23 protein-coding genes, 1 tRNA gene and 1 pseudogene are annotated in these 23,803 nt (G+C 68.7%); 9 read left to right on the forward strand and 16 right to left on the reverse strand.

Annotation, left to right across the window (positions count from 1 at the left end; translation table 11 throughout):
- Positions 1–688, reverse strand: a 688-nt coding sequence (locus JWN97_RS07205; RefSeq protein WP_297620611.1) for a UbiA family prenyltransferase, incomplete at its 3' end; no start/stop codon positions are given.
- Between the two features lie 219 nt (positions 689–907).
- On the opposite strand from JWN97_RS07205, the gene JWN97_RS07210 reads away from it, so the two are divergent.
- Positions 908–3,040, forward strand: coding sequence for a SpoIIE family protein phosphatase (locus JWN97_RS07210; protein WP_297620615.1), 2,133 nt, complete (start codon positions 908–910; stop codon positions 3,038–3,040).
- A gap of 3 nt (positions 3,041–3,043) precedes the next feature.
- On the opposite strand, the gene JWN97_RS07215 is transcribed toward JWN97_RS07210, so the two are convergent.
- The 4 genes from JWN97_RS07215 to JWN97_RS07230 form a co-directional block, all read right to left on the reverse strand.
- Positions 3,044–4,834 (reverse strand): ABC transporter ATP-binding protein, encoded by a 1,791-nt coding sequence (locus tag JWN97_RS07215; protein ID WP_297620618.1) that lies wholly within the window; start codon positions 4,832–4,834, stop codon positions 3,044–3,046.
- A 54-nt stretch (positions 4,835–4,888) separates the two neighbouring features.
- Complete coding sequence (locus JWN97_RS07220; RefSeq protein WP_297620621.1) at positions 4,889–6,034, reverse strand: CDP-glycerol glycerophosphotransferase family protein; 1,146 nt, start codon at positions 6,032–6,034, stop codon at positions 4,889–4,891.
- 134 nt (positions 6,035–6,168) lie between these two features.
- Complete coding sequence (locus tag JWN97_RS07225; protein ID WP_297620624.1) at positions 6,169–6,801, reverse strand: hypothetical protein; 633 nt, start codon at positions 6,799–6,801, stop codon at positions 6,169–6,171.
- A gap of 6 nt (positions 6,802–6,807) precedes the next feature.
- Positions 6,808–6,936: a hypothetical protein gene (locus JWN97_RS07230; RefSeq protein WP_297620627.1), complete on the reverse strand. Its 129-nt coding sequence runs from the start codon at positions 6,934–6,936 to the stop codon at positions 6,808–6,810.
- 149 nt (positions 6,937–7,085) lie between these two features.
- Between JWN97_RS07230 and JWN97_RS07235 the strand changes: the two genes are divergently transcribed.
- The 5 genes and pseudogenes from JWN97_RS07235 (at position 7,086) to JWN97_RS07255 (ending at position 10,517) form a co-directional block, all read left to right on the forward strand.
- Positions 7,086–7,634, forward strand: coding sequence for a universal stress protein (locus JWN97_RS07235; RefSeq protein ID WP_297620631.1), 549 nt, complete (start codon positions 7,086–7,088; stop codon positions 7,632–7,634).
- The gene (locus JWN97_RS07240) at positions 7,631–8,683 is read left to right on the forward strand and encodes an alcohol dehydrogenase catalytic domain-containing protein (RefSeq protein ID WP_297620634.1); all 1,053 of its coding nucleotides are present in this window, start codon (positions 7,631–7,633) and stop codon (positions 8,681–8,683) included. Before JWN97_RS07235 ends, JWN97_RS07240 begins: the two co-directional genes overlap by 4 nt.
- A 64-nt stretch (positions 8,684–8,747) precedes the next feature.
- Positions 8,748–9,548 (forward strand): annotated as a pseudogene (locus JWN97_RS07245) (slipin family protein).
- A gap of 130 nt (positions 9,549–9,678) precedes the next feature.
- The gene (locus tag JWN97_RS07250; RefSeq protein WP_297620637.1) at positions 9,679–10,050 is read left to right on the forward strand and encodes a hypothetical protein; all 372 of its coding nucleotides are present in this window, start codon (positions 9,679–9,681) and stop codon (positions 10,048–10,050) included.
- A complete protein-coding gene (locus JWN97_RS07255; RefSeq protein WP_297620640.1) occupies positions 10,047–10,517 on the forward strand; it encodes a GyrI-like domain-containing protein in 471 nt (156 codons plus the stop codon). Before JWN97_RS07250 ends, JWN97_RS07255 begins: the two co-directional genes overlap by 4 nt.
- Positions 10,518–10,786: 269 nt before the next feature.
- Here the strand turns inward: JWN97_RS07255 and JWN97_RS07260 are convergent, their stop codons facing one another.
- The 6 genes from JWN97_RS07260 to JWN97_RS07285 form a co-directional block, all read right to left on the reverse strand.
- Complete coding sequence (locus tag JWN97_RS07260; protein WP_297620643.1) at positions 10,787–11,437, reverse strand: DUF1989 domain-containing protein; 651 nt, start codon at positions 11,435–11,437, stop codon at positions 10,787–10,789.
- A gap of 148 nt (positions 11,438–11,585) precedes the next feature.
- Positions 11,586–12,293 carry an ATP-binding cassette domain-containing protein gene (locus JWN97_RS07265; protein WP_297620646.1) on the reverse strand — a complete coding sequence of 236 codons (708 nt, stop codon included), beginning with the start codon at positions 12,291–12,293 and terminating at the stop codon, positions 11,586–11,588.
- Positions 12,294–12,295: 2 nt separating this feature from the next.
- The gene (locus tag JWN97_RS07270; protein ID WP_297620649.1) at positions 12,296–13,048 is read right to left on the reverse strand and encodes an ABC transporter ATP-binding protein; all 753 of its coding nucleotides are present in this window, start codon (positions 13,046–13,048) and stop codon (positions 12,296–12,298) included.
- Complete coding sequence (locus JWN97_RS07275; protein WP_297620652.1) at positions 13,032–14,051, reverse strand: branched-chain amino acid ABC transporter permease; 1,020 nt, start codon at positions 14,049–14,051, stop codon at positions 13,032–13,034. Before JWN97_RS07275 ends, JWN97_RS07270 begins: the two co-directional genes overlap by 17 nt.
- 25 nt (positions 14,052–14,076) lie before the next feature.
- On the reverse strand, positions 14,077–15,006 hold the full coding sequence (locus JWN97_RS07280; RefSeq protein ID WP_297620655.1) for a branched-chain amino acid ABC transporter permease: 930 nt from the start codon (positions 15,004–15,006) through the stop codon (positions 14,077–14,079).
- Entirely contained in the window at positions 15,006–16,187 is a 1,182-nt protein-coding gene (locus tag JWN97_RS07285; RefSeq protein ID WP_297620658.1) for a substrate-binding protein, read from the reverse strand. The genes JWN97_RS07280 and JWN97_RS07285 overlap by 1 nt, the downstream gene beginning before the upstream one ends.
- 413 nt (positions 16,188–16,600) lie before the next feature.
- Between JWN97_RS07285 and JWN97_RS07290 the strand changes: the two genes are divergently transcribed.
- Positions 16,601–17,086: a helix-turn-helix domain-containing protein gene (locus tag JWN97_RS07290; RefSeq protein ID WP_297620661.1), complete on the forward strand. Its 486-nt coding sequence runs from the start codon at positions 16,601–16,603 to the stop codon at positions 17,084–17,086.
- A 362-nt stretch (positions 17,087–17,448) separates the two neighbouring features.
- Here JWN97_RS07290 and JWN97_RS07295 read toward each other — a convergent pair whose 3' ends face one another.
- Entirely contained in the window at positions 17,449–18,843 is a 1,395-nt protein-coding gene (locus JWN97_RS07295; protein ID WP_297620663.1) for an amidase, read from the reverse strand.
- 1,041 nt (positions 18,844–19,884) lie between these two features.
- Here JWN97_RS07295 and JWN97_RS07300 point away from each other — a divergent pair.
- On the forward strand, positions 19,885–20,058 hold the full coding sequence (locus JWN97_RS07300) for a helix-turn-helix domain-containing protein (protein ID WP_297620666.1): 174 nt from the start codon (positions 19,885–19,887) through the stop codon (positions 20,056–20,058).
- Positions 20,059–20,151: 93 nt separating this feature from the next.
- Here JWN97_RS07300 and JWN97_RS07305 read toward each other — a convergent pair.
- Both JWN97_RS07305 and JWN97_RS07310 read right to left on the reverse strand, forming a co-directional pair.
- Positions 20,152–20,223 (reverse strand) — tRNA-Val (locus tag JWN97_RS07305).
- Between the two features lie 56 nt (positions 20,224–20,279).
- Positions 20,280–20,771 carry a PGPGW domain-containing protein gene (locus JWN97_RS07310; protein WP_297620669.1) on the reverse strand — a complete coding sequence of 164 codons (492 nt, stop codon included), beginning with the start codon at positions 20,769–20,771 and terminating at the stop codon, positions 20,280–20,282.
- 237 nt (positions 20,772–21,008) lie between these two features.
- Here JWN97_RS07310 and JWN97_RS07315 point away from each other — a divergent pair, with 237 nt between their 5' ends.
- Positions 21,009–21,440 carry an SsgA family sporulation/cell division regulator gene (locus tag JWN97_RS07315; protein WP_297620672.1) on the forward strand — a complete coding sequence of 144 codons (432 nt, stop codon included), beginning with the start codon at positions 21,009–21,011 and terminating at the stop codon, positions 21,438–21,440.
- 25 nt (positions 21,441–21,465) lie between these two features.
- On the opposite strand, the gene JWN97_RS07320 is transcribed toward JWN97_RS07315, so the two are convergent.
- Together JWN97_RS07320 and JWN97_RS07325 are read right to left on the reverse strand one after the other, a co-directional pair.
- A complete protein-coding gene (locus JWN97_RS07320; RefSeq protein ID WP_297620675.1) occupies positions 21,466–23,274 on the reverse strand; it encodes an ABC transporter ATP-binding protein in 1,809 nt (602 codons plus the stop codon).
- A gap of 70 nt (positions 23,275–23,344) precedes the next feature.
- On the reverse strand, positions 23,345–23,803 hold a 459-nt coding region (locus JWN97_RS07325), incomplete at its 5' end, for an ATP-binding cassette domain-containing protein (protein WP_297620678.1).

Raw genomic sequence — 23,803 nt, forward strand, 5'->3', positions numbered from 1 at the left:
GCGGGGCCGCCCCGACCAGGGTCACGGCGGACGCGAGGCCCAGGACGACGGCCGCGACCGGGGCGATGCCTCGGGGGCCGAGGCGGTGCGGCAGGCCGCGCACGCCGGTCGCCAGGTCGTCCTCGACGTCGGGCAGGACGTTGACCAGGTGGGCGCCGACGCCGAGCAGCCCGGCGCCGACCGGCCACCACCACGGCGGCAGGGACCCGTCGGCCAGGGCGACGAAGACGGTGAGGCCGCCGAACGCGCCGGCGTACGGCAGCCACGACCACGCGGTCGCCTTGAGACCGAGATTGTAGGCCCAGCCGCAGGCGACGCAGCCGAGGTGGACGAGTCCGGCGACGGCGCCGACGGCCAGGGACAGCACGACGGTCGCCACGACCGCAGCCGCGCAGGCGACGCGGACGGCCCGGACGGACCCCCTCCCGGTCGCGAGGGGCTTGTCCTCGCGGCCGGTCGAGCGGTCGCGTGCCAGGTCGACGAGGTCGTTGCCCCACCCGATGGACAGCTGCCCGGCGAGGACGGCCGCAACCAGCAGGACACCGCGCCCCGCACCCAGGCCCTGGGCGCCCGCCAGGAGCGCCGCGAGCACGGTCACGGCCAGCGTCGGGCCGAGGTGCGCGGCACCGAGCAGGCCGCGGACCGCGCCGGGAGCACCCGGGCGACCGGTTGCCAGCCCTGCCGTCATGGGATCCCTTCCCGTCGGGAGCCCCGTCGTGGACGCGAGCACCACCCGTGTGCAGCCTGCTGCGACGCTACCCCCGACCTGGTACTCCGTGGACTGGACCACACCCTCGCCCAGGCACTGCTGGGCCGCCGATCCTCGCCGCCGCACCCGCACGTGTGCCACCCTGACAGGGGCGCCTCGAGACAGTGGGCACTCAATTGCTGGTGGAAGAAGAGCCGGGTGCCAGACGACGGCGTGCAGGTGAGCGTTCCCGTGCCCCGGCACCGGGAACCTCCTCCCGCGATCGCGCTCGACTTCCTCGACGCCGTCACCGACCGGGTGGCGTGGCAGCTGGCCCTGGACGCTGCGGGCGTCGGGGCCTTCGTGTGGGACGTCGTCGCGGACCGGTTGCGGTGGGACGGGCGGCTGCTCGACCTCTTCGGCCTCGACCAGGCCTCCTTCGGCAGCACCATGGCGGCCTTCGACCGGTGTGTGCACCCTGACGACCTGCCCCGGGTGCGCGACGCGCTGGAGCAGGCGGTGGACACCTGCGGGGAGTACGAGGCGGAGTACCGCGTGCTGCTGCCCGACGGTGCGGTGCGCTGGATCCAGGCGCGTGGGCGCGCCCTCGCCGACCGCCCCGGAGGTCCCGCCGTACGGGTGGTGGGAGCGGCGTACGACACCACGGCCGTGCGCGAGGGCGAGGCCCGGATCGGTCGGGTGCTCGAGTCGATGTCCTCGGCGTTCTTCCAGCTCGACCACGACTGGCGCTTCACCTACGTCAACTCCGAGGCCGAGCGCCTGCTGGGCCGGGGCCGGGCGCACCTCCTCGGCGAGAGCCTGTGGGCGACCTTCCCCGCAGCCGTCGGGAGCCCGTTCGAGAACCACTACCGGGAGGCCGTCTCCACCGGGCGGGCGGTGTCCTTCGAGGCGCACTCCCCCGCGGTGCCGGATGCGTGGTTCGAGATCCGGGCCTGGCCGTCGCCCGAGGGGCTGGCCGTCTACTTCGCCGACATCTCCGCGCGCCGCGCGGCCCAGGACGCGCTCGACCGGTCGGCGCGCCGGCTCGCGCTGCTGGCGTCGGTGTCGGAGGCGCTCACCAGCACGCTCGACCCGACGGAGGGCGTCAGCCGGCTCGCGAGCCTGCTCGTCCCGCAGCTCGGGGACTGGTGCCTGGTCACGCTCGTCGAGGACCCGCACGCAGTGGACTGGCGTCGCGGCCTGCGCGACGTCGCCTGGTCCCACACCGACGCGTCGAGGGTCGAGACCCTGAGGGAGTACGCCTCGCTGCGTCTCGGCGCGATGACCGACGCGTCCTACCTGGCCCGCACGATCCGCGAGATGTCGTCGGTGCTCATGGAGTCGGACGCGGCCGACAAGATCGCCGCGGTGCTCGTCCCGGGGGTGGCACGGGACCGGCTGCGCGAGCTGGCCCCCTCGTCGGCGATGGCCGTCCCGCTGCGCGCGCGTGGGCGGACGGTGGGCGTGGTGAGCCTCTTCCGCGGACCGGGCCGGTGCGCGTTCTCCACGGCCGACCAGTCCCTGCTCGAGGACATCGGGTCGCGCGCCGCCCTCGCCCTCGACAACGCGCGCCTCTACGCGTCGCAGCGCGACGTGTCCGAGGCCCTGCAGCGCAGCATGCTCACCGACCCGCCCCGGGCCGAGCACCTGGAGATCGCCACCCGCTACACCCCCGCAGGGGAGGCCGCCCGGATCGGCGGGGACTGGTACGACGCGTTCCTGCAGCAGAGCCGCGGACCCGGCGGGCGCGACGTGGTGGTCGTCGTGGGCGACGTCGTCGGTCACGACGTCCAGGCCGCCGCCGCCATGGGGCAGCTCCGGGGCCTCCTGCGCGGGCTCGCCGTGCACAGCGGCTACGCGCCCGCCGCCGTCCTGTCCGGCGTGGACGTCGTGATGGAGTCCCTGCGGATGGAGACCACGGCCACGGCCGTGGTGGCGAGGTTCGAGCGCCATCCCCGTCCCGGTGCCGGTGCCGGCGAGGAGGTCGTGCTCCGCTGGGCGCACGCCGGCCACCCGCCGGCCCTGCTGCTGGAGCCCGACGGCGCCGTCACCCCGCTCGCCGACGTGAACAGCAACGACCTGCTGCTCGGGCTGGATCCGCGTACGCCGCGCGCCGAGCGGTGCGCGTTCCTGGAGCCAGGCTCGGTCGTGGTCCTCTACACCGACGGCCTCGTCGAACGCCGGGACCGCGACATCGACCAGGGCATCGGTGCACTGGCCGAGCTGCTGCGCGACCTCGGTCCGCGGGTGCAGGACCTCGAGGAGCTGTCCGACCTGCTGCTCGAAGGCATGGTCGGCGACGGGCCCGAGGACGACGTCGCACTCCTCGTCGTGCGGCTCACGACCACCTGACGCTCACCCGGCGGTGTCCCCGGTCTGCACCCGCCAGAGGGCGGCGTACGACCCGTCGCGGGCGAGGAGGTCGTCGTGCGTGCCCGCCTCGACCACGCGCCCTTCGTCGAGCACCCAGATCCGGTGCGCGTGGCGGACGGTCGAGAGCCTGTGCGCGACCACGATCGCGGTGCGTCGCGCGGTCGCGCGGCGCAGCGACCGCTGGATGGCGGCCTCGGTCTCGTTGTCGACGGCACTCGTCGCCTCGTCCAGGACGAGGACGGCGGGGTCGCGCAGCAGCGCGCGGGCGAGCGCGAGCCGCTGCCGCTGGCCCCCGGAGAGGGTCACGCCCCGCTCGCCCACCCAGGTGTCGAGCCCGTCCGGCATCGCCTCGATGAAGTCGAGGGCGGCAGCCCCCTCGGCGGCCGCCCGGACCTGCTCCGCTTTCGCGCCGGGACGGCCGTAGGCGATGTTGTCCGCGACCGATCCGGCGAACATGAAGACGTCCTGGGCGACGTAGCCCAGCGAACCGCGCAGCGAGTCCCAGTCGAGGTCGCGGACGTCCTGCCCGTCGAAGAGCACCTGGCCCTCGCGGGGGTCGTCGAAACGCAGCACCAGGCGCAGGAGCGAGGACTTCCCCGAGCCGGTCGACCCGACGATCGCGTGCGTCTCCCCCTCCGGCACGACCATGTCGATGCCGTGCAGGACATCGGGGCCGTCGGCGTATCCCGCGCGGACGCCGCGGAGCTCGACCCTGCCGGCGACCGGACGCTGCAGGGCGGTCGACCCGGCTGGCACCGTCACCGGGACCGCGAGCAGGCCGAGGATGCGGGCAGCCGAGGCACGACCGCGCTGGTAGAGGTCGAGCACCTCGGCCACCTCGGTGAGCGGCCAGAGCAGGCGCTGGGTCATGAAGACCAGCACCGAGTAGAGGCCCACCTGGAGGTCGCCGCGCAGGGTCGCCCAGCCCCCGAGCAGCAGGGTGCACGAGAAGCCCGCGAGGATCGCCATGCGCACCAGCGGGACGAACGCGGCCGAGGAGCGGATCGCGTCGGTGTTGGCCCGGCGGTAGGCCTGCGAGACCGCGGACACGCGCTCGCGTTCGCGGTCCTCGGCGGTGAAGGCCTTGATGGTGGCGATGCCGGAGATGTTGGCCGAGAGCGTGCTGGACAGGTCGGACACGGCGACGCGGACCCGGTCGTAGAGCGGCTCGAGGCGGCGCTGGAAGACCAGGGAGCCGACCACGATCAGCGGGATCGGCAGGAACGCCAGCACGAGGAGCTGGCCGGAGGCGACGGCGAAGACCGCCCCCACCAGCAGCACGTTGAGGACGGTCTGGAGGATGGCCGGGGCCCCGACGTCGAGGAAACGCTCGAGCTGGTTGACGTCGTCGTTGAGGGTCGCGATCGTCGAGCCCGCCGGCCGGCTCTCGTGCCAGCCGAGGTCGAGGTGCTGGACGTGGTCGTACGCCTCCACGCGGAGGTCGTGCTCGACCCCCTGCGCCAGGCCCCGCCACAGCACGCTGGCGAGGTACTCGCTGAGCGACTCCACGATCCAGACCACCGCGTTGATGACCGCGAGCCACCCGAGCTGTGCATAGCGGGACTCCACGCCGAGCACGTCGCCGACGAAGGACGCATCCCCGCGGACCACGACGTCGACGGCGGCGCCGATCAGCAGCTCGGGGACGACGTCGGCGACCTTGTTGACCGTCGACGCCACGACCGCCCCGACGAACCGCGCCCGGTAGGCGTCGTAGCGGCGCCAGAGGGCGCGCAGGGGCTGGACGGCGACGGGCGTTGCGGGAGGCGGCACCGTCGAAGGTTAGGGGGCCCTACTTCGATGCCGGCATCGAGGCCGCCAGGTGCCTCACCCGGTGTCGGCCGCTCCGTCGGGGTCGTCCAGCTCGCCCAGCAGTTGGTCGCACAGCACGACCAGCTCGGACACCGCGGCGAGGAAGCGAGCCGTGCTGTCACCCACGTGGAGGTCGTCGAAGTAGTGGTGGCGCATGGCCATGCGGGCGAGCTGGTGCTCGTCGCGCTCGAGCCGGTCGCGCAGCAGGGTCGTGAGCTCGTCGACCGTGTCCTGCTCGATGACGTCGGCGCAGCGGCTGATGGGGATCTGCCGACGGAGGTGGTCGACGTCGCCGTGCCGGTCGGTGAGGAAGATCGGCCTGTCGGTGTGGAGGTAGAGCCAGTCGAGCCCGACGGACGAGACGTCGGTGACGATGGCGTCGCAGCCCGGCATGACGGCCAGGATGTCGCCGCCCAGGACGGCCACGTGACCGGCGGCGGGGTCGTCCTGCGCGGCCCCGGCCACCACCCGGAGGATGTCCTGGTGGGCCCCCGCGACGGCAGGCGTGCGGCTGGTGGTGACCTTGGGGTGGGGCTTGTAGACGAGCCGGACGTCCGGCACGGCGAGGATCGCGCGGACGATCGACTCCCCCATGAGGTCCACCGACGTGTAGTCGTTGTAGTCGGCGTCCCCCTCCCACGTCGGTGCGTAGAGGACGGTCCGACGCGGGCTGGGTGCGACGAGCGGGGTCCGGCGCAGGTCGAGCTGCGGCCGACCGACGCGCACCAGCCGACGGGCGTCGAACTCCAGCAGCCCCGTGACGTAGCGCTGGACGGCGGCCTCGCCGGCGACGAAGACCCGGTCGTAGGCCTTGGCGTTGTTGCTCGCCATCGACTGCTTGTCGCTCTCACCGTGGTTGACGTGGACGTGCAGCCGGCGGCCGTCGAGCAGCGAGTCGAAGTTCTGCGGCGAGTTGTTGCAGTAGAGGACGACCTTGGGGTCGAGCTCGGCGTAGAGCTCGGCGAGGTCGGCCAGGGTCTCGGCGGTGAGCACGGGCAGGTCGGTCCGCGACTGCACGACCGCCGCGGAGGCCGGGTCGCGCAGGACGAGGCACACCTGGTGGACGTGGTCCAGCGACTCGAGAACCTCCAGCCACTGCACCAGCTGGTAGGTCCTGCTGGGATCGCCGGCGAAGTAGGCGATGACGGGGACCGGGTTCACACCCAGAGTCTAGATAGTCCCTCGTCATCCGTCCGCGGATCGGCCCGTCAGGAGCGCAGCTCGGCGACGGTCCAGCAGGCGGTTGCCGGTCGCGAGGGTGCCGATCTGGTGGAGTTCGATGTCGGTGGGTGGCATCAGGACTCCTGCGGCCGGGACAACGCCAGCTCACGCGCCAGGAGGGCCTGGTCGAGGTCGAGGAAGTAGACCCGGTCCGGGTCGACCTCACCGGCCAGCACGGCATCCAGGAGGGTGCGCACGCTGCCGCGGGTCACGGGTCGTCCGCGCAGTCCGGCCACCACGTCGTGGACGGCGGTGTCCGATGCCCCGAGCGTCAGCCGGACGTCCTGGCCGAGCATGGTGCCGGAGCCGAGGGCGAATGCCCCGTTGAGCACGATCACCCGCTCGAGCCCCGACAACGCCTTCCGCACCTCGTCCAGCGGCCAGGGCCGGTAGCAGGAGATCCCGACGACCCCGATGCGGACGTCCTCGTCGCGCAGCTGGTCCACCGCGTCCCTGACCGAGCCGGGAACCGACCCCATGGCGACGACGGCGGTCACCGCGTCCTCCATGCGATAGGCACTGACGAGGCCGCCGGACGTACGCCCCGTGGCTCGCGCGAACGCCTCGACCACCAGAACCGCGTCGAGCGCGCACAGCTGCTGGACCGCCGCGAGGTACTTCACCTCGGTGAAGGCCTCGGGACCGATCATCGCGCCGATCGTGACCGGCGCGGCCGGGTCGAGGACGTGGATCCCTACGCTGAACACCGCGGGTCAACTCTCGCCGGCGTACGAGTCGAGCGACCCGCCGACGAGTCGGGTGAGGTCGGCGCCCTGGGCGGTGCGGCGCAGGAGCGCCCGTCCGACTCGGCCCATGCCGTTGATCCCGACCCTGACGCTCATGTGTGCCCCTTCGTTGCCGTTGCGGTCCGCGGGGTTCCCCGGTCCTTCCACGCTAGGGAGTTCGAGCTCCACGATTCAGTGCCCAAGGTCCCGAGGGGAGGGGACCTACGACCGCTTCGCCGGGGCCGCGCGCTGCCTAGGTTGGAGGTATGAAGCGGCCCACGCCGACCCGATCAGCCCCGAGCCCCAGCGAGCCTCCGGACGGGTCGCGCGTGCGGACCTGCCTCGTCGCCGTGGACGGCAGCGACGCGAGCGTGCACGCCCTTGTGTGGAGCCTCCGCCACGCCACCCGGCACGGCATGCGCGTCGAGGTGCTGACCGTCTGGCCGGCCCACCACAGCGTCCTCGTCCACGAGGTGCCGGGCCACTTCTGTGCGCCCCGGTGGAGCGCCCGCGCCGCGCAGCAGGACGCCATCTCCTCCGCCCTCGACACCGTCCCCGAGGCGCAGGTCAGCTCCTCGACCCTCGAGAACGCGGACACGGCTGAGGCGATCGTGCGCGCCTCGGCCCGGCACGACCTGGTGGTCCTCGGCGCGAGGTCGGGACCCGGACGGCACCGACTGACCGACCAGGTCCTCGGGGAGGCCGTCTGTGACGTCGTCGTGGTCGCGGCGCCGGGAGGTCGTCGTACGCCACCCGTGGCCCGTCCACGGGGATCCACCCACGTTCCACACCATCGAGAGGGAGTTCAGTCATGAAGGCACTCGTCTACGGCGGCGCCGGGAATCGATCGTGGATCGACGTCCCCGACCCGTCCATCAAGGATCCGGAGGACGCGATCGTCCGCGTCGACGCAGTGACCATCTGCGGCACGGACCTGCACATCCTCAAGGGCGACGTCCCCGAGGTCGACTCGGGGCGCATCCTCGGCCACGAGGCCGTCGGCACCGTCCTGGACGTCGGCGAGCAGGTGCACGACATCTCGGTCGGGCAACGGGTGCTGGTCTCCTGCATCTCCTCCTGCGGCCGCTGCCGCTTCTGCAAGGAGGGTCGCTACGGGCAGTGCCTGGGCGGGGGCGGCTGGGTCCTCGGCCACACCATCGACGGCACCCAGGCCGAGCGCGTGCGGGTCCCGTTCGCGGACCACTCGCTGCACGTCCTGCCGGACAACGTGAGCAGCGAGGACGCCCTCATGCTCGCCGACATCCTGCCCACGTCCTACGAGGTCGGGGTGCTGGCCGGACACGTCTCCCCCGGCGACACCGTGGTGGTGGTCGGTGCCGGTCCCATCGGGCTCGCCGCGCTGCTCACGGCCCGCCTCTTCAGCCCGTCGCAGGTCGTCATGGTCGACCCGGCCGCGTCACGCCGGGAACAGGCGCTCGCCTCGGGGGCGGACCACGCCGTCGCGTCGGACGCCGAGGCCGAGGCCCTCGTCCAGGAGCTCACGGGCGGCCTGGGCGCGGACGTCGCGATCGAGGCCGTCGGGGTGCCCGGCAGCTTCGAGCTCTGCACCACGCTGATCCGTCCGGGTGGACACGTGGCCAACGTGGGGGTCCACGGAGCACCGGCCACGCTGCACCTCGAGACGTTGTGGATCAAGGACGTCACGATCACGACCGGTCTCGTGGACACCCGCACCACGCCGCTGCTCCTGCGCCTGCTCGGCGAGGGCAAGATCGACGTGTCGTCTCTGTGCACCCACCGCTTCGGGATCGACGAGATGCAGGACGCGTACGACGTCTTCGCCCGCGCCGGGGAGACCGGCGCGCTCAAGGTCGCCCTCTTCAACCCCGACGCGGTCGGCTGACGTCATGGGCATCGTCAGCATCATCACCGTGGCCGTCCTGGTCCTCCTCGTTGCTGTCCTCGCGATGGCCATCCGCGTCGTGAGGCAGTACGAGGAGGGCGTGGTCCTGCGGCTGGGACGGGTGCAGGTCCCGCGGCGGCCCGGGCTCCGGCTGATCATCCCGTTCGTCGACGTGATGCACCGCGTCTCACTTCGCATCGTCACGATGCCGATCCAGTCCCAGGGCATCCTCACGCGCGACAACGTGAGCGTCGACGTCTAGGCCGTCGCCTACTTCCGCGTGGTCGACAGCGTCAAGTCCGTCGTCGCCATCGAGAACGTCCGCGCGGCCATCGACCAGATCGCCCAGACCACGCTCCGCAAGGTGGTGGGTCGCCACACGCTCGACGAGACCCTCTCCGAGACCGACCGCATCAACCTCGACATCCGGGAGATCCTCGACGTCACGTCGGTCGAGTGGGGCGTCGAGGTCACCCTCGTCGAGCTGAAGGACATCCAGCTCCCGGACACCATGAAGCGGGCGATGGCCCGCCAGGCCGAGGCGGAGCGCGAGAAGCGCGCCAAGATCATCAACGCCGAGGGCGAGTCCCTGGCCGCGACCGCGCTCGGCGAGGCGTCGGACCTGATGATGGCCCACCCCCTCGCCCTCCAGCTGCGCAACCTGCAGAGCCTCGTCGAGATCGGCGTCGACAAGAACACGACCGTCGTCTTCCCCTCCCCCATCATGACGACGATCGCCGAGCTCAGTGCGTTCCTCGAGCACGAGGCGGCGGCCGCCACCGCGACCGACCCACCCCTACCTGCCCCGCGCGTGACCGCCGGGCAGGCCACACAACCCGCCGTCGTGGCTGCCTCGCGGTCATGAGCCGGTGCGGCCCTCCACCTCCGGTCGACGACCGGCATGCATGGGCGGGTCGACAGCAGTTCCGATGCCCGGCCCCGGGGACCACCATCGCCCCGGGGCCGGGTCCGACACAGGCAAGGAGATCGAGGACATGACGAAAGAGATGACGACCGAGGACCGCATCGCCAAGCTGGAGGGACAGATCACCAGGCTCCAGTCGAGGCAGAGCGACCTCTACGGACAGCTGAGGAAGGCCGAGCTCGAGGTGTGGCAGGGCCGCATCGATGACCTGGAGGTCCAGATGCACCTCGCGGCGCTGGACGCCAACGACCGTCTCACGGCACTGGCCGACCAGCTCCGGAGCAGGTGGGCGACGACGCGGCTCCAGATGGAGACCGCCCCCTCGACCACCACCGAGGTCGTCGACCGGCTCCGCCTCGGCGTGGAGAACGCCTACGACGAGATGCGCCGCGCGCTGCTCGAGTCGCGCCAGAAGGTCACCCACCGGGGAGGCCTTTCATGACGTATGCCGTGCAGTTGGTCGAGGTCCGGTCCCAACCGGCGGCGGTCGTGCGTGCCCACGTGCGACCGGAGGACATCGCCGGCTTCCTGGGCGGCGCCTTCGCCGAGGTGATGACAGTCCTCGGCCACCAGGGCCTCTCGCCCACCGGACCGCCGTTCAGCCGCTACGTCGTGAGCAAGGGCGGATTCGAGGTCGAGACCGGCTTCCCCGCCTCACGCGCCGTCGAGGCCAGTGGACGGGTCGTGCCGAGCGAGCTGCCTGCCGGCACGGCTGCGACGACCGTGCACTCCGGTGCGTACGAGCAGGTCGGCGGCGCCTACTCCGCCGCCACCACCTGGCTCGCCGACCACCGGTTCGTCGCGTCCGGCCCGCCCTGGGAGTCCTACCTGGACGGCCCGGACGTCGCCGAACCCCGGACCGAGGTCTTCGTCCCCTGCCGGCCGGAGGCGAGCGAAGACGGCGGCTGAGCCGCCTCGTGCACGCAGACAGCCCCTGACTGCATCTCTGCAGGTCAGGGGCTGTTCGACCCGGGCTAGGTGTTGCCGGTGATGAGAAGGCTCAGAACTCCTTGCCGTCGTAGCTGATGCTCGGCTTGAGCTTGCCGAGCAAGAAGCCGTCGACCTGTGCGATGGGCACCAGGACGAGCAGGCCTCGGGCGAGGGGCTCGTGCCGAGCAAGAGTAGTTGTCCCTCCGGTTCGAGCGCGTCGTTCGCCTTTGGCTGCCCTCGCCCCGTCGCTACCCGTGGGTAGGAGCGATACGAGCCTCCGGCTCGTGCAGGATCATGCGCAAAGGGGTCGGGTTCCAACCGTTGCAAGGGTTGCGCAGTTGAGGACAGTTCGAAATTGCGACGATGACGTCCACATCGGCACGAAGATCGATGTAGTCGCCGGGCTTGCTGGGTGACTCCTCGATGGCTGTCGTGCCGTCCGGCGCGACCGTGACGTTCATGAAGATGTTGAAGTTGTAGGGGATCTCCGTTTCGGGGATCCCGTATGGCGCAAGGGCCTTCTCGAAGTTGCCCCGACAACTCGCCGTGCCACGCACTCCATATCGGAACTCGTTCGTATAGCTGCTGCACCCGCCGCTGATGATGTCGTGGACACCCACAGTGTCCTCGATGATGGTCATCAGCCGAGTTGCCCGAGTTGAGTAGAGGTGATGACCCGACTTGAGGAAGATGGTCTTGTTGAGCAGTTGGGTATTGGGTGGCGACAACTTGTCGGCGTGGTCTTCCCGCTTGATGCACAAAAGGTCAGGGACCTGTTGGCCCTCCAGGTCGATGATCCTCAAGACCTGACCCGCGGCCATTTCGAAAGCGGTCCCCTGCTTGGCGGGAAGCACCTCGTCGAAGATCACGAACTGCCCGCTCAATGCTTCGGTTGCCACTACGTACCTGTCTCCTCGCTTTCACACAGTCTTGTTGAACGTGGCGCTTTCCCGCCGAACTGGATCGCTGATCGAGCCGGAGCACGGCGCGCGGACGGTCGCGCCTCACGCGGCGTTCGCTGCGGCTTGCGCCTCGAACGAGTGGAGATCAGAAGGCCAACCTGGCATCCAACCGGGCCGGCTCCCCGCGGAACACCGAGGCAGCGCCCTCGTCGACGATGCGACCCTTCTCCATGACGTAGAGGTAGTCAGCGAACTCGGAGGCGAACCTCGAGTCCTGGTCGATCATGAGCACCGCGAGACCGTCCTGAACCGCCGCCGCGAGGACCTCCGCGAGCCGCTTCACCATGGGTGCCTGCAAACCCTCGGAGAACTCATCGAGCAGCAGCAGCCGGGGTCTAGTCAGCAGGGCCCGAACAATTGCCAGGATCTGGCGTTCACCGCCGGACAGAACCCCGGCTGACTCCCCCATACGCTCGGCGAGGATCGGAAAACGACCCAACAGATCGCTCCGGCTGAGGTTCAAACCACGGGCCGGGTTGGCAGCGAGTTCAGCCAGCCGCAGATTCTCGCGCACTGTCAGGTCAGCGAAGATGCCCCTGTTCTCAGGCACGTACTGCACGCCCCACATCGCCCGTCGGTGGGTCGGCCAAGCCGCCACGTCTCGTTCGCCCAGCTTCACGAGCCCGCCGGTGACACGAGCCTCCCACGCCATGATCGATCGCATCAGCGTGGTCTTTCCGACACCGTTGCGACCCAGCAAGGCGACACATTGACCCGCGCTCACGTGCATGTCGACACCAAAGAGTACTGGCGTCGCTCCGTACCCGGAGCTCATCTGCTCGAGGTGCAACACGGCTAGTCCTCCCGCCCTACATAGATGCGCTGAACCCGTTCGTCGCTCTCGACTTCGGACAAAGTGCCGTCGCACAGAACGCGCCCTCGATGCATGAATGTGACGCGGTCAGCGATCCGGCGAACGAAGGCGAGGTCGTGCTCGATGATGGCCACGGTCAGTTCTCTGTTCAGCCCCCCCAGGATCGCTGCCATCTCATCCGTCTCCTCAGGGTTCATGCCCGCGGTCGGCTCGTCCAAGAGGAGCATTCGGGGCTCGCATGCCAAGGCCATCGCGAACTCGAGACGCTTTCTGGCCCCATGGCTGAGCGCGGATGCGATGCTCGAACCCGCCCCCAGGTGGCACAGCTCGAGCAGCCGCCTTGCCCGCTCGGTCACTTCCGAACGGTGGCGGAGCAGCTTTCCCAAGCCGTAATCCGCAGCGCGGCCAGCGGCTGCCAGTTCGACGTTTGCCAGGGCCGTCATCGCGGGGATCGGTCGTGGACTCTGGTAGGTGCGGACGAGGCCGAGTCGGGAGACATGGTCGGCTCCTCGCCGCGTGATGTCGTGCCCTGCGAACATGATGGTTCCGGACGACGCCTTGGTGGCTCCGCTTACGACATCGAACAGCGTTGTCTTGCCAGCGCCATTTGACCCGATGACACAATGCGTGGTTCCCGCGTGGACCGTGAAGCTTGCGCTGTCCACGGCGTGCACACCCCCGTAGCTCTTCGATACGGCGCGAACTTCCAGCAGCGCCTCAGACCCGGACGTCATTGTTCTCCCCAACGGTCGATCCCGACACATCTGATTCGCGGCCTCGCCGTAGGGCGCGTTGCCCCGTAGGTATGAGGCCCGCCAGACCGCGCGGCAGGAACAGCACACCCACGATGAACAGCCCGGAGATGACGACCAAGTACAGTTCGCCGGAAGCACGCGAGAAGTACCCCTCGGCCATTACAAGCACGATCGCCGCGACGGCAGGCCCCCACAGCGTCCCTGGTCCGCCGAGAGCCACCCAGATGAAGGCAACCAGAGACATCTGCACGCCGAACAGTGCCGGCGTCACGTTCGCGTTCACCGCCGCAAACAACGCTCCCGCCAGGCCCGCGAGGGCCGCTGTCCCGCAAGCGACGAACAGCTTGTACCGGACGACTGGGTAGCCAAGCGCCTCGCACCTGCGCTCGTCCTCGCGCAATGCCCTCACCACCCGGCCGGCCGGAGTCCCGGCCAGCCAGCGACAGAAGACGAACGTCGCAATGAGCGTCAGCAGGACGGCAAGATACAGGTCTCGAGGCGTGATGATGCGTAGCTCGAAGAGCCCGGGCACCGAGATGTCCAGCGGTGCCACGCCATTGATCCCGTTGAAGCCGTTGGTAAACGTGGAGATCATCGTCACTTTCTGCAACAAGAGCGTGCCCGCCAGGGTGAGAAGCGCGTAGTACAGCGGCAGCGTCCGCGCCTTGAACGCAGGAAATGCGACGACCATCCCGTAGATCGCGGCCACGAGCATGGCCACAGGCACGGCAACGTATGCCGAGGCAAACGCTGGAGTCTGAGTCACCAGCGCGTATCCATACGCCCCCAGCGCGAAGGGAGCGGCGGCACCAAAGTTGATCAATCCGGCGTACCCCCACTGCAGGTCCAGGCTCATGGCGAAGATGGCGCTGGTCATCGCGAGGGTGAGCAAGAAGAGGTAATAGCCACCGACCATGCTTGGCACAAGAGTGAGCACCACGACGGCGCCCAGGATCAAGCCTCCGGCGACGAGACTGCGCATCACAGGGGAGACGCGTGCTGAGTCTTTAAACACGGCGGCTACTCCTGCTGAACACGCCTTGCGGGCGTAGGACGACGAGCACCATGACCACGAACAACATCACCATTTCCGCGATGGTCGGACTGAAATTGGCCGTCAGGAGACTCTGTCCACCACCCACCACCGTGCCGCCCCCGAGCGCTCCGACGATCGCGTTCGATCCACCGACAATGACCACCAGGAACGAGCGGACGACGAAGTCGATGCCCATAGTGGGCGATAGGCCGCTGAAGGGGGCGAGCACTGCACCTCCGAACCCTGCCAGCGCGCATCCGAGCGCGAAGGCCGACATGTTCATCCGTACGCCGTTGATTCCGAGTGCACCCGCCATCTCAGGCGACTCCACGGTCGCGCGAGCCCGCAGGCCGAATGCCGTATGGCGAAGTAGCCAGTAGACCGCGGCGATGACGAGCATGGAGATGCCGACGGCCGCAAACTGGTAGATGCTGAAGCTCTGGCCCAAGATGACTATCCGTCCGGAAAGCGGCGACTCGACGGATCGGGGTTGGGTCCCGAAGCTGAGCGACACCAACTGTTGGAGCAGGATGCTCAGTCCCGCGGTGGCAAGGAGCGTGGAGAGGTCTTTGCGCGCATAGAGCGAGCGGATGAGCAATCGCTCAACGAGGAGTCCCAGCGCACCCACTACCAACGGAGCGAGGACGAGTGCTGCCCAGAACGAGATCCCATGCCCGGTCAACCACCACGCCGTGTAGGCACCGAGCATGAACATCTCGCCGTGCGCCATGTTGACCACCTTCATGATCCCGAAGATCACTACGAGGCCGAGTGCGACCACGATCAGGAACACGGCTGCGCTACCGGCGTCGACCGCCTGCGCCAAGTAACGTCCCAGCGTCTCGCTGGACATTGCACCGACGGCCGTTTCTGGCAGTCCCTGTGGGAGGTACGTGAACATCACTTGACGCTGCAACCGGAATGCCCAAGCGCCTTCTGCACGCCGAGCTCCTCCACGACGGAATACCCGTCGTTCTCGATCTTGAGCACGTATACAGGCTGATCCAGGAGATGGTCCTCATTCATCTTGACCGGGCCCTGGGGGAGCTCCATCTCAACCTGCTCGAGAGCTGCGCGCAGCAGCTCAGGATCCGACGATCCCGCGTCCTTGGCGGCTTGGGCGGCCAACTTGATGGCGGAGTACGTGTAGGCCGCTGTGGCGGGAATGGGGAGGTCATTCCCCGCGAGCTCGCGGTACGACTTCACGAAGGCCTTGTTCAGCGGCGTGTCGAGCCGGTCGGTGTATCGGTCCGCAGTCACGATGCCATCCGCGGCGCCCGCCATACCGGAGTAGATCTCGATCTCGAACGTGGAGACGCCCGTGATCGTCTTGTCGACATCGAGTCCCGCCTCGGTGGCCTGCTTCATGAACGCATTGCCGTCCGATCCAGGGACCACGGCAAAGATGACGTCCGCGTTGGACGCAGCCATGTTGCGAATCGTGGGGCGATAATCGGTGGTCCCGAGAGGCGTGTACGTCTCTTCAACCACTGTGCCGCCGGCCTCGGTGAGGTACTTCTTTGTGACTTCGAGAACCGACCGCGGAAAGACGTAGTCGTTCCCGAGCAGGTACCAGTTCTTGCCGAAGTTCTCCACGGCGTACTTGACGAACTCGGCCTGTTGCTGGTCGGGGGTGTCGCCGAGCCCGAAGACGTAGGGGTTGGTGCCACCATCCGGCGTACAGGTCCGGTCTTCACCAGTGACGGGGTAGATGAACGTCGTCTGGGCCCTGTTCACCAAGGGAATGACCGCAAGTGTCGCGTCCGATGCAACGGTTCCCACGAGGAGGTCGACCTGGTCGTCCGTCAGGAGCCGCCGCGCTTGTGACGCCGCAACCGTTGCGTCGCTCTTGTCGTCGACGGTAACGAGGCTAACCTGCTGACCGTCGATGCCACCGTCCGCATTCACTTCGTCCACCGCGAGTTGGGCGCCATAAAGCATGGGATCACCGAATGCGGCGAAGACCCCACTCTGCGACGCGATCAACCCGATCTTGTAGTCGGCATCGCTGCCACCCGCTCCACCGCCTCCGCAAGCAGCAAGGGCGAGCGCCCCCATCGCCATGGCGGCCGCGGTGACCACTCGTGGCCTCCTAGTCACTGATGCGGGGCGTTCTGCAGCTGTCTTCACTGGCTACTCCTTCACTGAGCGATTGGATGCGGTCACTGCTGCGCACCTGACGCCGGAACTTGCATCCCGCCATGGAGCATCCGGCGAGAACGCCGGACCGTGGCGGACGAAGCGAGGCGCCTCGCACTCACCGGACTGCAAGCTCGTCACTGAGCGCCGTTCAGGTGTGTGCAAGGGGTGCTGCCGGCGAAGGTCGGGTTACAACTGTCGGCCGATCCCGAGCGAAGGAGTGTCGTGTACTCCGTGGTGTCCGAATGTATACCGACGCATGCTGATGTGCAACGAATCTCGTGACTTCGATCTCTGATTCGCGGTGTCGCCGAATATCCGGTCGTCTTGGGGTCTCTGATCTTTAGGAGATCTTCATGACTGAGCGGGCACTGGACCGGCGGGGCACACACAAGCTCGCGGTGCTCAAGCACGTCGAGGAAGTCCGCGGCAGCGTCTCGGCGACCTTCCGGTACTACGGCATCAGCCGGACCTTCTACTACAAGTGCCTCAAGCGCTACGAGGACGAAGGCTTCGACGGCCTGAAGGACCACTCGAGCGCACCGCACAACTCCCCCAAGGCGACCAATGCCGCGGTCGTGGAGAAGATCCTGTGGCTGCGCCGGCGCTACCACTTCGGGCCCGGCAAGATCGCGATGTACCTGGAGCGGCACCACAAGATCAAGATCAGCCCCTCAGGCGTGTGGCCGATCCTTCACGAAGCAGGGGTGGGCCGGCTGCCGGCGCCGCAGCGCTACAAGCGGCGCGAGACGCGCTGGAAGCGATACGAGAAGCGGCGCCCAGGCCACCAGCTACAGGTCGACGTGAAGTTCATCGAGCCCCTGGGCCAGAAGGGCCGCTAGAAGCGGTACTACCAGTACACCGCGATCGACGACTGCACCCGACTTCGCGTACTGCAAGCGCGCCCACGTAACGACCAGCCGACCGCGATCGCGTTCATCGACCACGTCCTGTGCAAGTTGCCGTTCGTCGTCGACCAAGTGCAGACCGACAACAGGCAGGAGTCCGGCTCAAGCATCTGATCGACAAGGGCATCGGCCACATCAAGATCAAGCCACGAGCCTGTTTGAGACACGACTCCAGGGGTGTGAGGTCTACTGCAACTACGGTCGCCCGCCCGGCGCACTCGATGGCCAAACACCATACGAACGCCTACGGCAAAAGGCCGCAGACCCACTGTCATTGGCGTCCGTCAGTCACCCAGCTAGTCGGCGAGCGTCGGCCACGCGTGCGCGCCGCGGGCCACCTCGTATGCATACCCAACTCGGAGGACAGTCGCCTCGGCGAAAGGTCGACCGTGTATCTGCATCCCGAGCGGCAGCCCGGCCCGACTGAACCCGACCGGGATGGTCAAAGCAGGGACTCCGGTCACATTCGCTGGCGAGGTCAGACGGATGGTCGCGTCATGCACGGCCTCGATCGTTCCATCGCCCCAGTTCACTTCGGCCTCGCCTGCCCGCGGTGCAGCGAACGGCACTGTGGGTGTCACCAGCACGTCGATGTCACTGAACATCCCCCGCCAGGCTTCCCGGATCACGGCCCGGACGCGCTGCGCCCTAATGTAGTCGGTCGCCAGAACCAGTTCGCCGGCCTCCAGCAACGCTCGCACGTCGGCGCCGTACAGGTCGCCATTGTCACGGAGGGACTGCTGGTGGTATGCACTCGCTTCAGGGAGCATAATCCCCCACTCGGCGGCCATCAGGACGTCAGCGTGCGGCACGACGACCTCACGGACCTCGGCACCGAGCCCCTGCAGCGTCACGATCGCGGCCCGGACCGCCTGCTCCACATCGTCGGCGACGTGTTCGAAGAAGTAGTTCGTCGGCACACCTACGCGCAGCCCGTCGACTCCCGACGCCAGACCTGCGGCGTGATCCGGGACCGGGGCATCGACGCTGCCAGAGTCAAGGGGATCATGGCCGGCTATCGCGTCCATGACCAGGGCGACGTCACGAGTGTTCCGAGCCATTGGACCGACATGGTCCAAGGACCACGCCAAAGGCGTCACGCCCCGCTTGGAGGCTCGGCCATAGGTTGGCTTGAGACCGACAACACCACAAAAGCTCGCAGGCATCCGAATGGACCCGGCGGTGTCGGTGCCCAGAGCGACCACACAGCTGCCGGCGGCCACAGCCGCCGCGGATCCGCCGCTAGAACCACCAGGGATGTGGTCCCCATCCCAAGGATTACGAGTTGGAGGCGTAAAGCTTCCGTAGGCAAACTCATGCGTGAAGGTCTTTCCGACCATGATCATTCCTGCGTCCAACAGCCGTCGCACCACGGCCGCGTCCGAGCTCGGTACGTTGCCCTCGCGCACGGCTGAGCTCGCGGTGGTCGGCACGCCTGCCGTGTCGTAGAGGTCCTTGACGGCCAACGGCAACCCGTGAAGGGGACCCCGGTAGCGGCCGGACGCAAGCTCCTGCTCCGCGGCGATGGCAGCGTCTCGGGCCTGTTCGGCAGTCAGATGCGAAAAGGCCATGACCCTAGGTTCAGTGGCTTGGATCCGGGCCAGCACCGAGTCGATCAGCTCGACCGGAGACAACTCGCCGGACCGGATCAACGCCCCAGCGGCTTCCGAGGTCAACTCGTAGGGTTCCATCTTGCTCCCTTCGCGAGCGGCCTGGGCCGCATAGTTCCGAGCACGGGCGCTGCCTCTTCGTCGGCAGGCGCAAACGCTTCCTGTGGAGGAAATCGCGGGTCGGCTCCCACCGGCCTCGTGCCTATTCCCAAGTAGGAACGAACGTGACTGCAGGACTGACCTCGCCCACGTCCAAGTTGTCCATCGCGTCCATCACGCCATAGAAGTGCTCGATCATGCCGAGGGCAATCTCGACTCGCTCCGCAGGGAGATCCAAGCGAGCAGTCGTCATCAACTGTGTCACCGCCCTCGCCGAGAAGCGCCGATCACTGGTATCCACCACTTGTCCCTCCGTCCCGCGTTGACCGCGCTAGAGCGTCGTTCAGCCACACCTGCGCGACAGCCACACCTGCGCGACCAGGCCTCCGATTATGCATACCGCTGTATTCACCTGTCAACAGTCTTCGCATCGAAGGAGCAGATGCCCTCCCATGGGCGACATTGAGGTCTGAACAGCACGCGAAGCTGATGGTTCCTCTGGAACTGCATGCGCTAGGGACCGGTTCGCCGCCCCGCACCCGAGTAGAAGGCCCTCATCGCCGCGGCTCGGAGAGGGCTCGTATAGTCCGAGGACCTGGCCACCGGTCGGTACCCGGACCGCTCGAGCAAGCTGCGCAGAGTCAGCGGACCCACTGCTTCAGGTCCGGGTACCCCGCCATCACGGCCAAGCACCATTCCGCCCGCCAAGCGGCAGATCAACGGCTGCGAGCGGCGCCGGCGCCGGCGTCGCTGCCGGGTCCGCGCCCGACCTCGACAACACGCCGTTAGAACTCACATGCCTACGTCAACTGGGGTAGCAGGTCCGAGCTCTCACGATGAGCGCGTCTTCGCCGCCTGTCGGGCGGGAGGGGCGAAGGCTAGGACGCGATGGAAGCTACTCGGTAGCCGATGCTGCAAGAAGGCGTACGCCTGGATGCCCCATTCCGCCACCGCCCAGGGGGCGCCATGCCGGCACAGCAGAGGCACGCCAGTCCTCGCGTCCCGCTGCAGCGTGTGCTTCCCGTGTACCTCAGCATCGAGGAGGCAGCTGAGGTGATGTCGCTGAGCACCAAGACGATCCGTCGTCGTATCAGTGACGGATCGATCCCGGCCTATCGATGCGGCCGCCGCAACATCCGGATCCGCTTGGACGAGCTCGAGGCAGCCTTCCGGAGGCTTCCCTCTACCGGGCACTGATGGACCCTTGGTGGACACGTAGTGGACACGCGGACCAAATCGAAACAACCCCCGACCCTGCGCTTCCGCAGGTCAGGGGCTGTTCGACTCGGGTGGGCGATACTGGGTTCGAACCAGTGACCTCTTCGGTGTGAACGAAGCGCGCTACCACTGCGCCAATCGCCCGCGACGCGGGAACGATATCCCATGCCAGCGCGTGCCCGGCAATCCGGGGTCCGGTGTCAGGCGCGGTCCCGGGCGGGTTCGCGGCTGCCGTCCTTGATCTGACGGCGCAGCTCGGCGGTCGCCTCGGGATGGCCGTGGAAGCGCCGGAAGCTGTAGGCGATGAGGCCGAGCGCGATCGCGGCCGAGGCAACCTGGGTCACGCCGGTCCAGATGCCGCCCGGCAGCCACCAGGTGTCGGACACCGGCCACCAGCCGGGCGCGGGGGGCTTCATGATCCACAGCACGCCGAAGGCGGCCAGCACCACGGCTCCCAGGCACGAGGCGATGACCCGGGGCCAGGTCTCGACGCCCTCGGCGGCACCGACGAGGGCACGCAGCCGCACGGGCTCGACCCGACGCTCGGCCCAGTCGTACTGCTGGGAGAGCAGCGCCAGGCCGGCGAAGATGCCGAGGAGTCCCGGACCGGGCAGGAAGATCGCCGCCACGCCGAGCAGCAGCAGCAACCACCCGAGGGTCTCGAGAACGATGCGCTTGGCTGCCCCCGTCATGCGAGAACCCTAACGGGCCGCCCCAACGCCGCTCGCGCCCCGCCCGCACTGCCGCGAAAGTGCCCGGTCCCGGACCCCAACCAGAGGTGGGTGATCAGGTTTGGGTCAAGATCGTCATGAGTCAATGTCAAGAAGCGGTCTGGACCGCTTCGGGTCATATTTCGCTGTTTCGCATCATGGGGGGTCCTCGATGCCGTCTCATGAGCAACCAAGCCGCCAGGAACCGAAGGAGCCTCGATGAACACGTCCGGTGGACACACCTTGTCCGACGTCTCGTTGGACATCACTGTCGAGTGCATGGACGAGCGTGGCATCCGCCACGAGATCGACACGGTCCTGGGCTACCGCAGCTCCGACCCGTTCGCGGTGGCGATGACCTTCGTCACCTCCGACGGCAACCTCGTGTGGACCTTCGGGCGCGACCTGCTCGCCCGGGGCACCGAGTCCCCCGTGGGCGACGGCGACGTGCACGTGGCCCCGGCCATCGGCCTCAGCGGCCGGGCGATGGTCAGCATCGAGCTCAGCTCCCCCGACGGCCACCTGGTCCTGATGGCCCGCGCGTCCGACATCCACGACTTCCTCGCGCGCTCCGTCGCCGTGGTGGCGCCGGGCACCGAGTCGGACTACTTCGACGTCGACATGCTCATCTCCCAGGTCCTGGCCTCCTGAACCTGCCCGCCACCGCGCCGCTCCCCTACTGGTGGGAGTGCTGCGCGATCCAGCTGGTGTGGAGGCCGGAGTAGACGCTCCCGGCCTGCGTGACCAGCTCCGCGTGCGGCCCCCGCTGGACGACCCGTCCCTTGTCGACCACGATCACCTCGTCGGCGTTCTCCGCGGTCGAGAGCCGGTGGGCGATCGTCACCGACGTGCGCGACTGCATCAGCCGCTCGAGAGCCCGGCCGATCTGCATCTCCAGCGCCGGGTCGACCGCGCTCGTGGCCTCGTCGAGGACCAGCAGGTCGGGGTCGGCGAGGTGCGCGCGCAGCAGGGCGACCAGCTGCCGCTCCCCCGCCGAGAGCGACTCGCCGCGCTGCCCGACCAGGGTGTGCAGGCCGCGCGGCAGCCCGGCGAGCCAGTCGTCGATGCCGAGCTGCACGGCGGACGCGCGGATCTCCTCCTCGGAGGCGTCGAGCTTGCCGTAGCGGACGTTGGCGGCGATGGTGTCGTCGAACAGGAACCCCTCCTGGGGCACCAGGACGACGCTGCGCCGCAGTGACTGCGCGTCGATGCGGCGTACGTCGACGCCGTCGAGCAGCACCGCGCCGTCGACGGGGTCCATCAGGCGGGTCAGCAGCTTGGCGAAGGTCGACTTGCCCGACCCGGTCTCGCCGACGATGGCGACCCGGGTGCCGGCCTCGATCGCGAGGTCGACGTCGCGCAGCACCGGAGGACCGTCGGGGTAGGAGAAGGTGACGTCGGCGAAGCGCACGTCGATCGGACCGCGGGGCAGCCGCTCGCCGTCGGGACCGGGGTCGACGAGGTCGGCCGGGGTCTCGAGGATGCCGAGGACGCGGCGCCAGCTCGCGATGGCGTTCTGCGCGTCGGTGAGGATCTGCGTGCCCATCTGGACCGGTCCGACGAACAGCGTGACCAGGAACGCGAACGCGAGCACGCGGCCGGGCGTCATGTCGCCGGTGAAGCCGAGCAGCACGCCGATCACGATCACGCCGGCGTTGGCCAGGCCGGCGGAGAGGCCGCCGAGCGAGAACGAGGTGACCGTGTAGGTCTGCGCGTGGGTGTAGGCGTCCTGCCAGTCCTGGATGGCGGTGTCGATGCGCGCCTGGGTGCGGTCCTCGACGCCGTAGGAGCGGACCACGGACGCGCCCACGACGGGCTCGGAGATCGCACCGAGCAGCACGCCCACCTGGTGGCGTACGACGGTGTAGGCGGCCGAGAGCTTCTTCTGGAACCAGCGGATCGAGAGGAACAGCGGCATGAAGCAGATCCACACCACCGCGGCGAGCTGCCAGCTGTAGACCAGCATCAGCACGGTCGCCACGAGCATCTGCCCGATGCTGACGACGAAGATGAGACCTCCGAAGACGAGGAACTGGCTGACCTGGTCGACGTCGGAGGTGACGCGCGAGACCAGTGCGCCGCGGCGCTCGGTGTTCTGGGTGAGCAGCGGCAGGTCGTGGACGTGGCGGAACGCCTTGGTGCGCAGCGTGGCCAGGCCGTGCTCGGAGGTGGTGAAGAGCCGGCTCGTCATGCCGTAGGACGCCACGCTGGTGACGACGATCGCAAGGGCCGCGAGCACGCCCATCCACGCGACGAAGTCGAAGCGGGGCCCGCCGGGGGCGTTGAGGCCGCGGTCCAGGGTCTGCTGGACCGCGATCGGGACCACGACCTGGCCGCACGACGCGATCACCGCGAGCAGCAGCGTGACCCCGAGGCCCTCGCGCAGCTCGGGTGAGTACTTCATGCCGAGGCGGATCGTCGCGATCGCGCCGATGTCCTCGCCGCTGTCCATCCGGGTGCCGGAGGTGGGGGCAGTGGTGCTCATCTCGGGGTCCCTGCGGCGTTGTCGGACGGAGGAGCGAAGCGGGGGAGGTCGAGACCGTCGTGGGGTGGGTTCATCGCGCGGTCCCCTCTAGGTCGGCGTCGACCTCGGCGTCGACCTCGTAGGCGTTGACGAGGTGGGCGTAGTCGGGGCTCGAGACCAGCAGCTCGGCGTGGGTGCCGCGGCCGACGATGCGGCCCTCGTCGAGGTGCACGACCTCGTCGGCCAGCGAGATGGTCGCCTTGCGGTAGGCCACGACGACCAGCGACGCCTCGGCGCCACCACCCTCGCGGCGGTCCTCGCGCAGCGAGGCGAGGATGCGGGCCTCGACCTCCGGGTCCACCGCCGACGTCGCGTCGTCGAGGATCAGCAGCCGGGGACGGCGGACCAGCGCACGGGCCAGCGACAGGCGCTGGCGCTGGCCGCCGGACAGCGACGTGCCGCGCTCGCCGAGCTTGGTGTCGAGGCCCTCCGGCAGGGCGGCGACGAAGCCGTCGGCCTGGGCGGTGCGCAGCGCTCCCCACACGTCCTC

It is taken from the genome of Nocardioides sp. (assembly GCF_025965415.1).
Taxonomy (GTDB): domain Bacteria; phylum Actinomycetota; class Actinomycetes; order Propionibacteriales; family Nocardioidaceae; genus Nocardioides.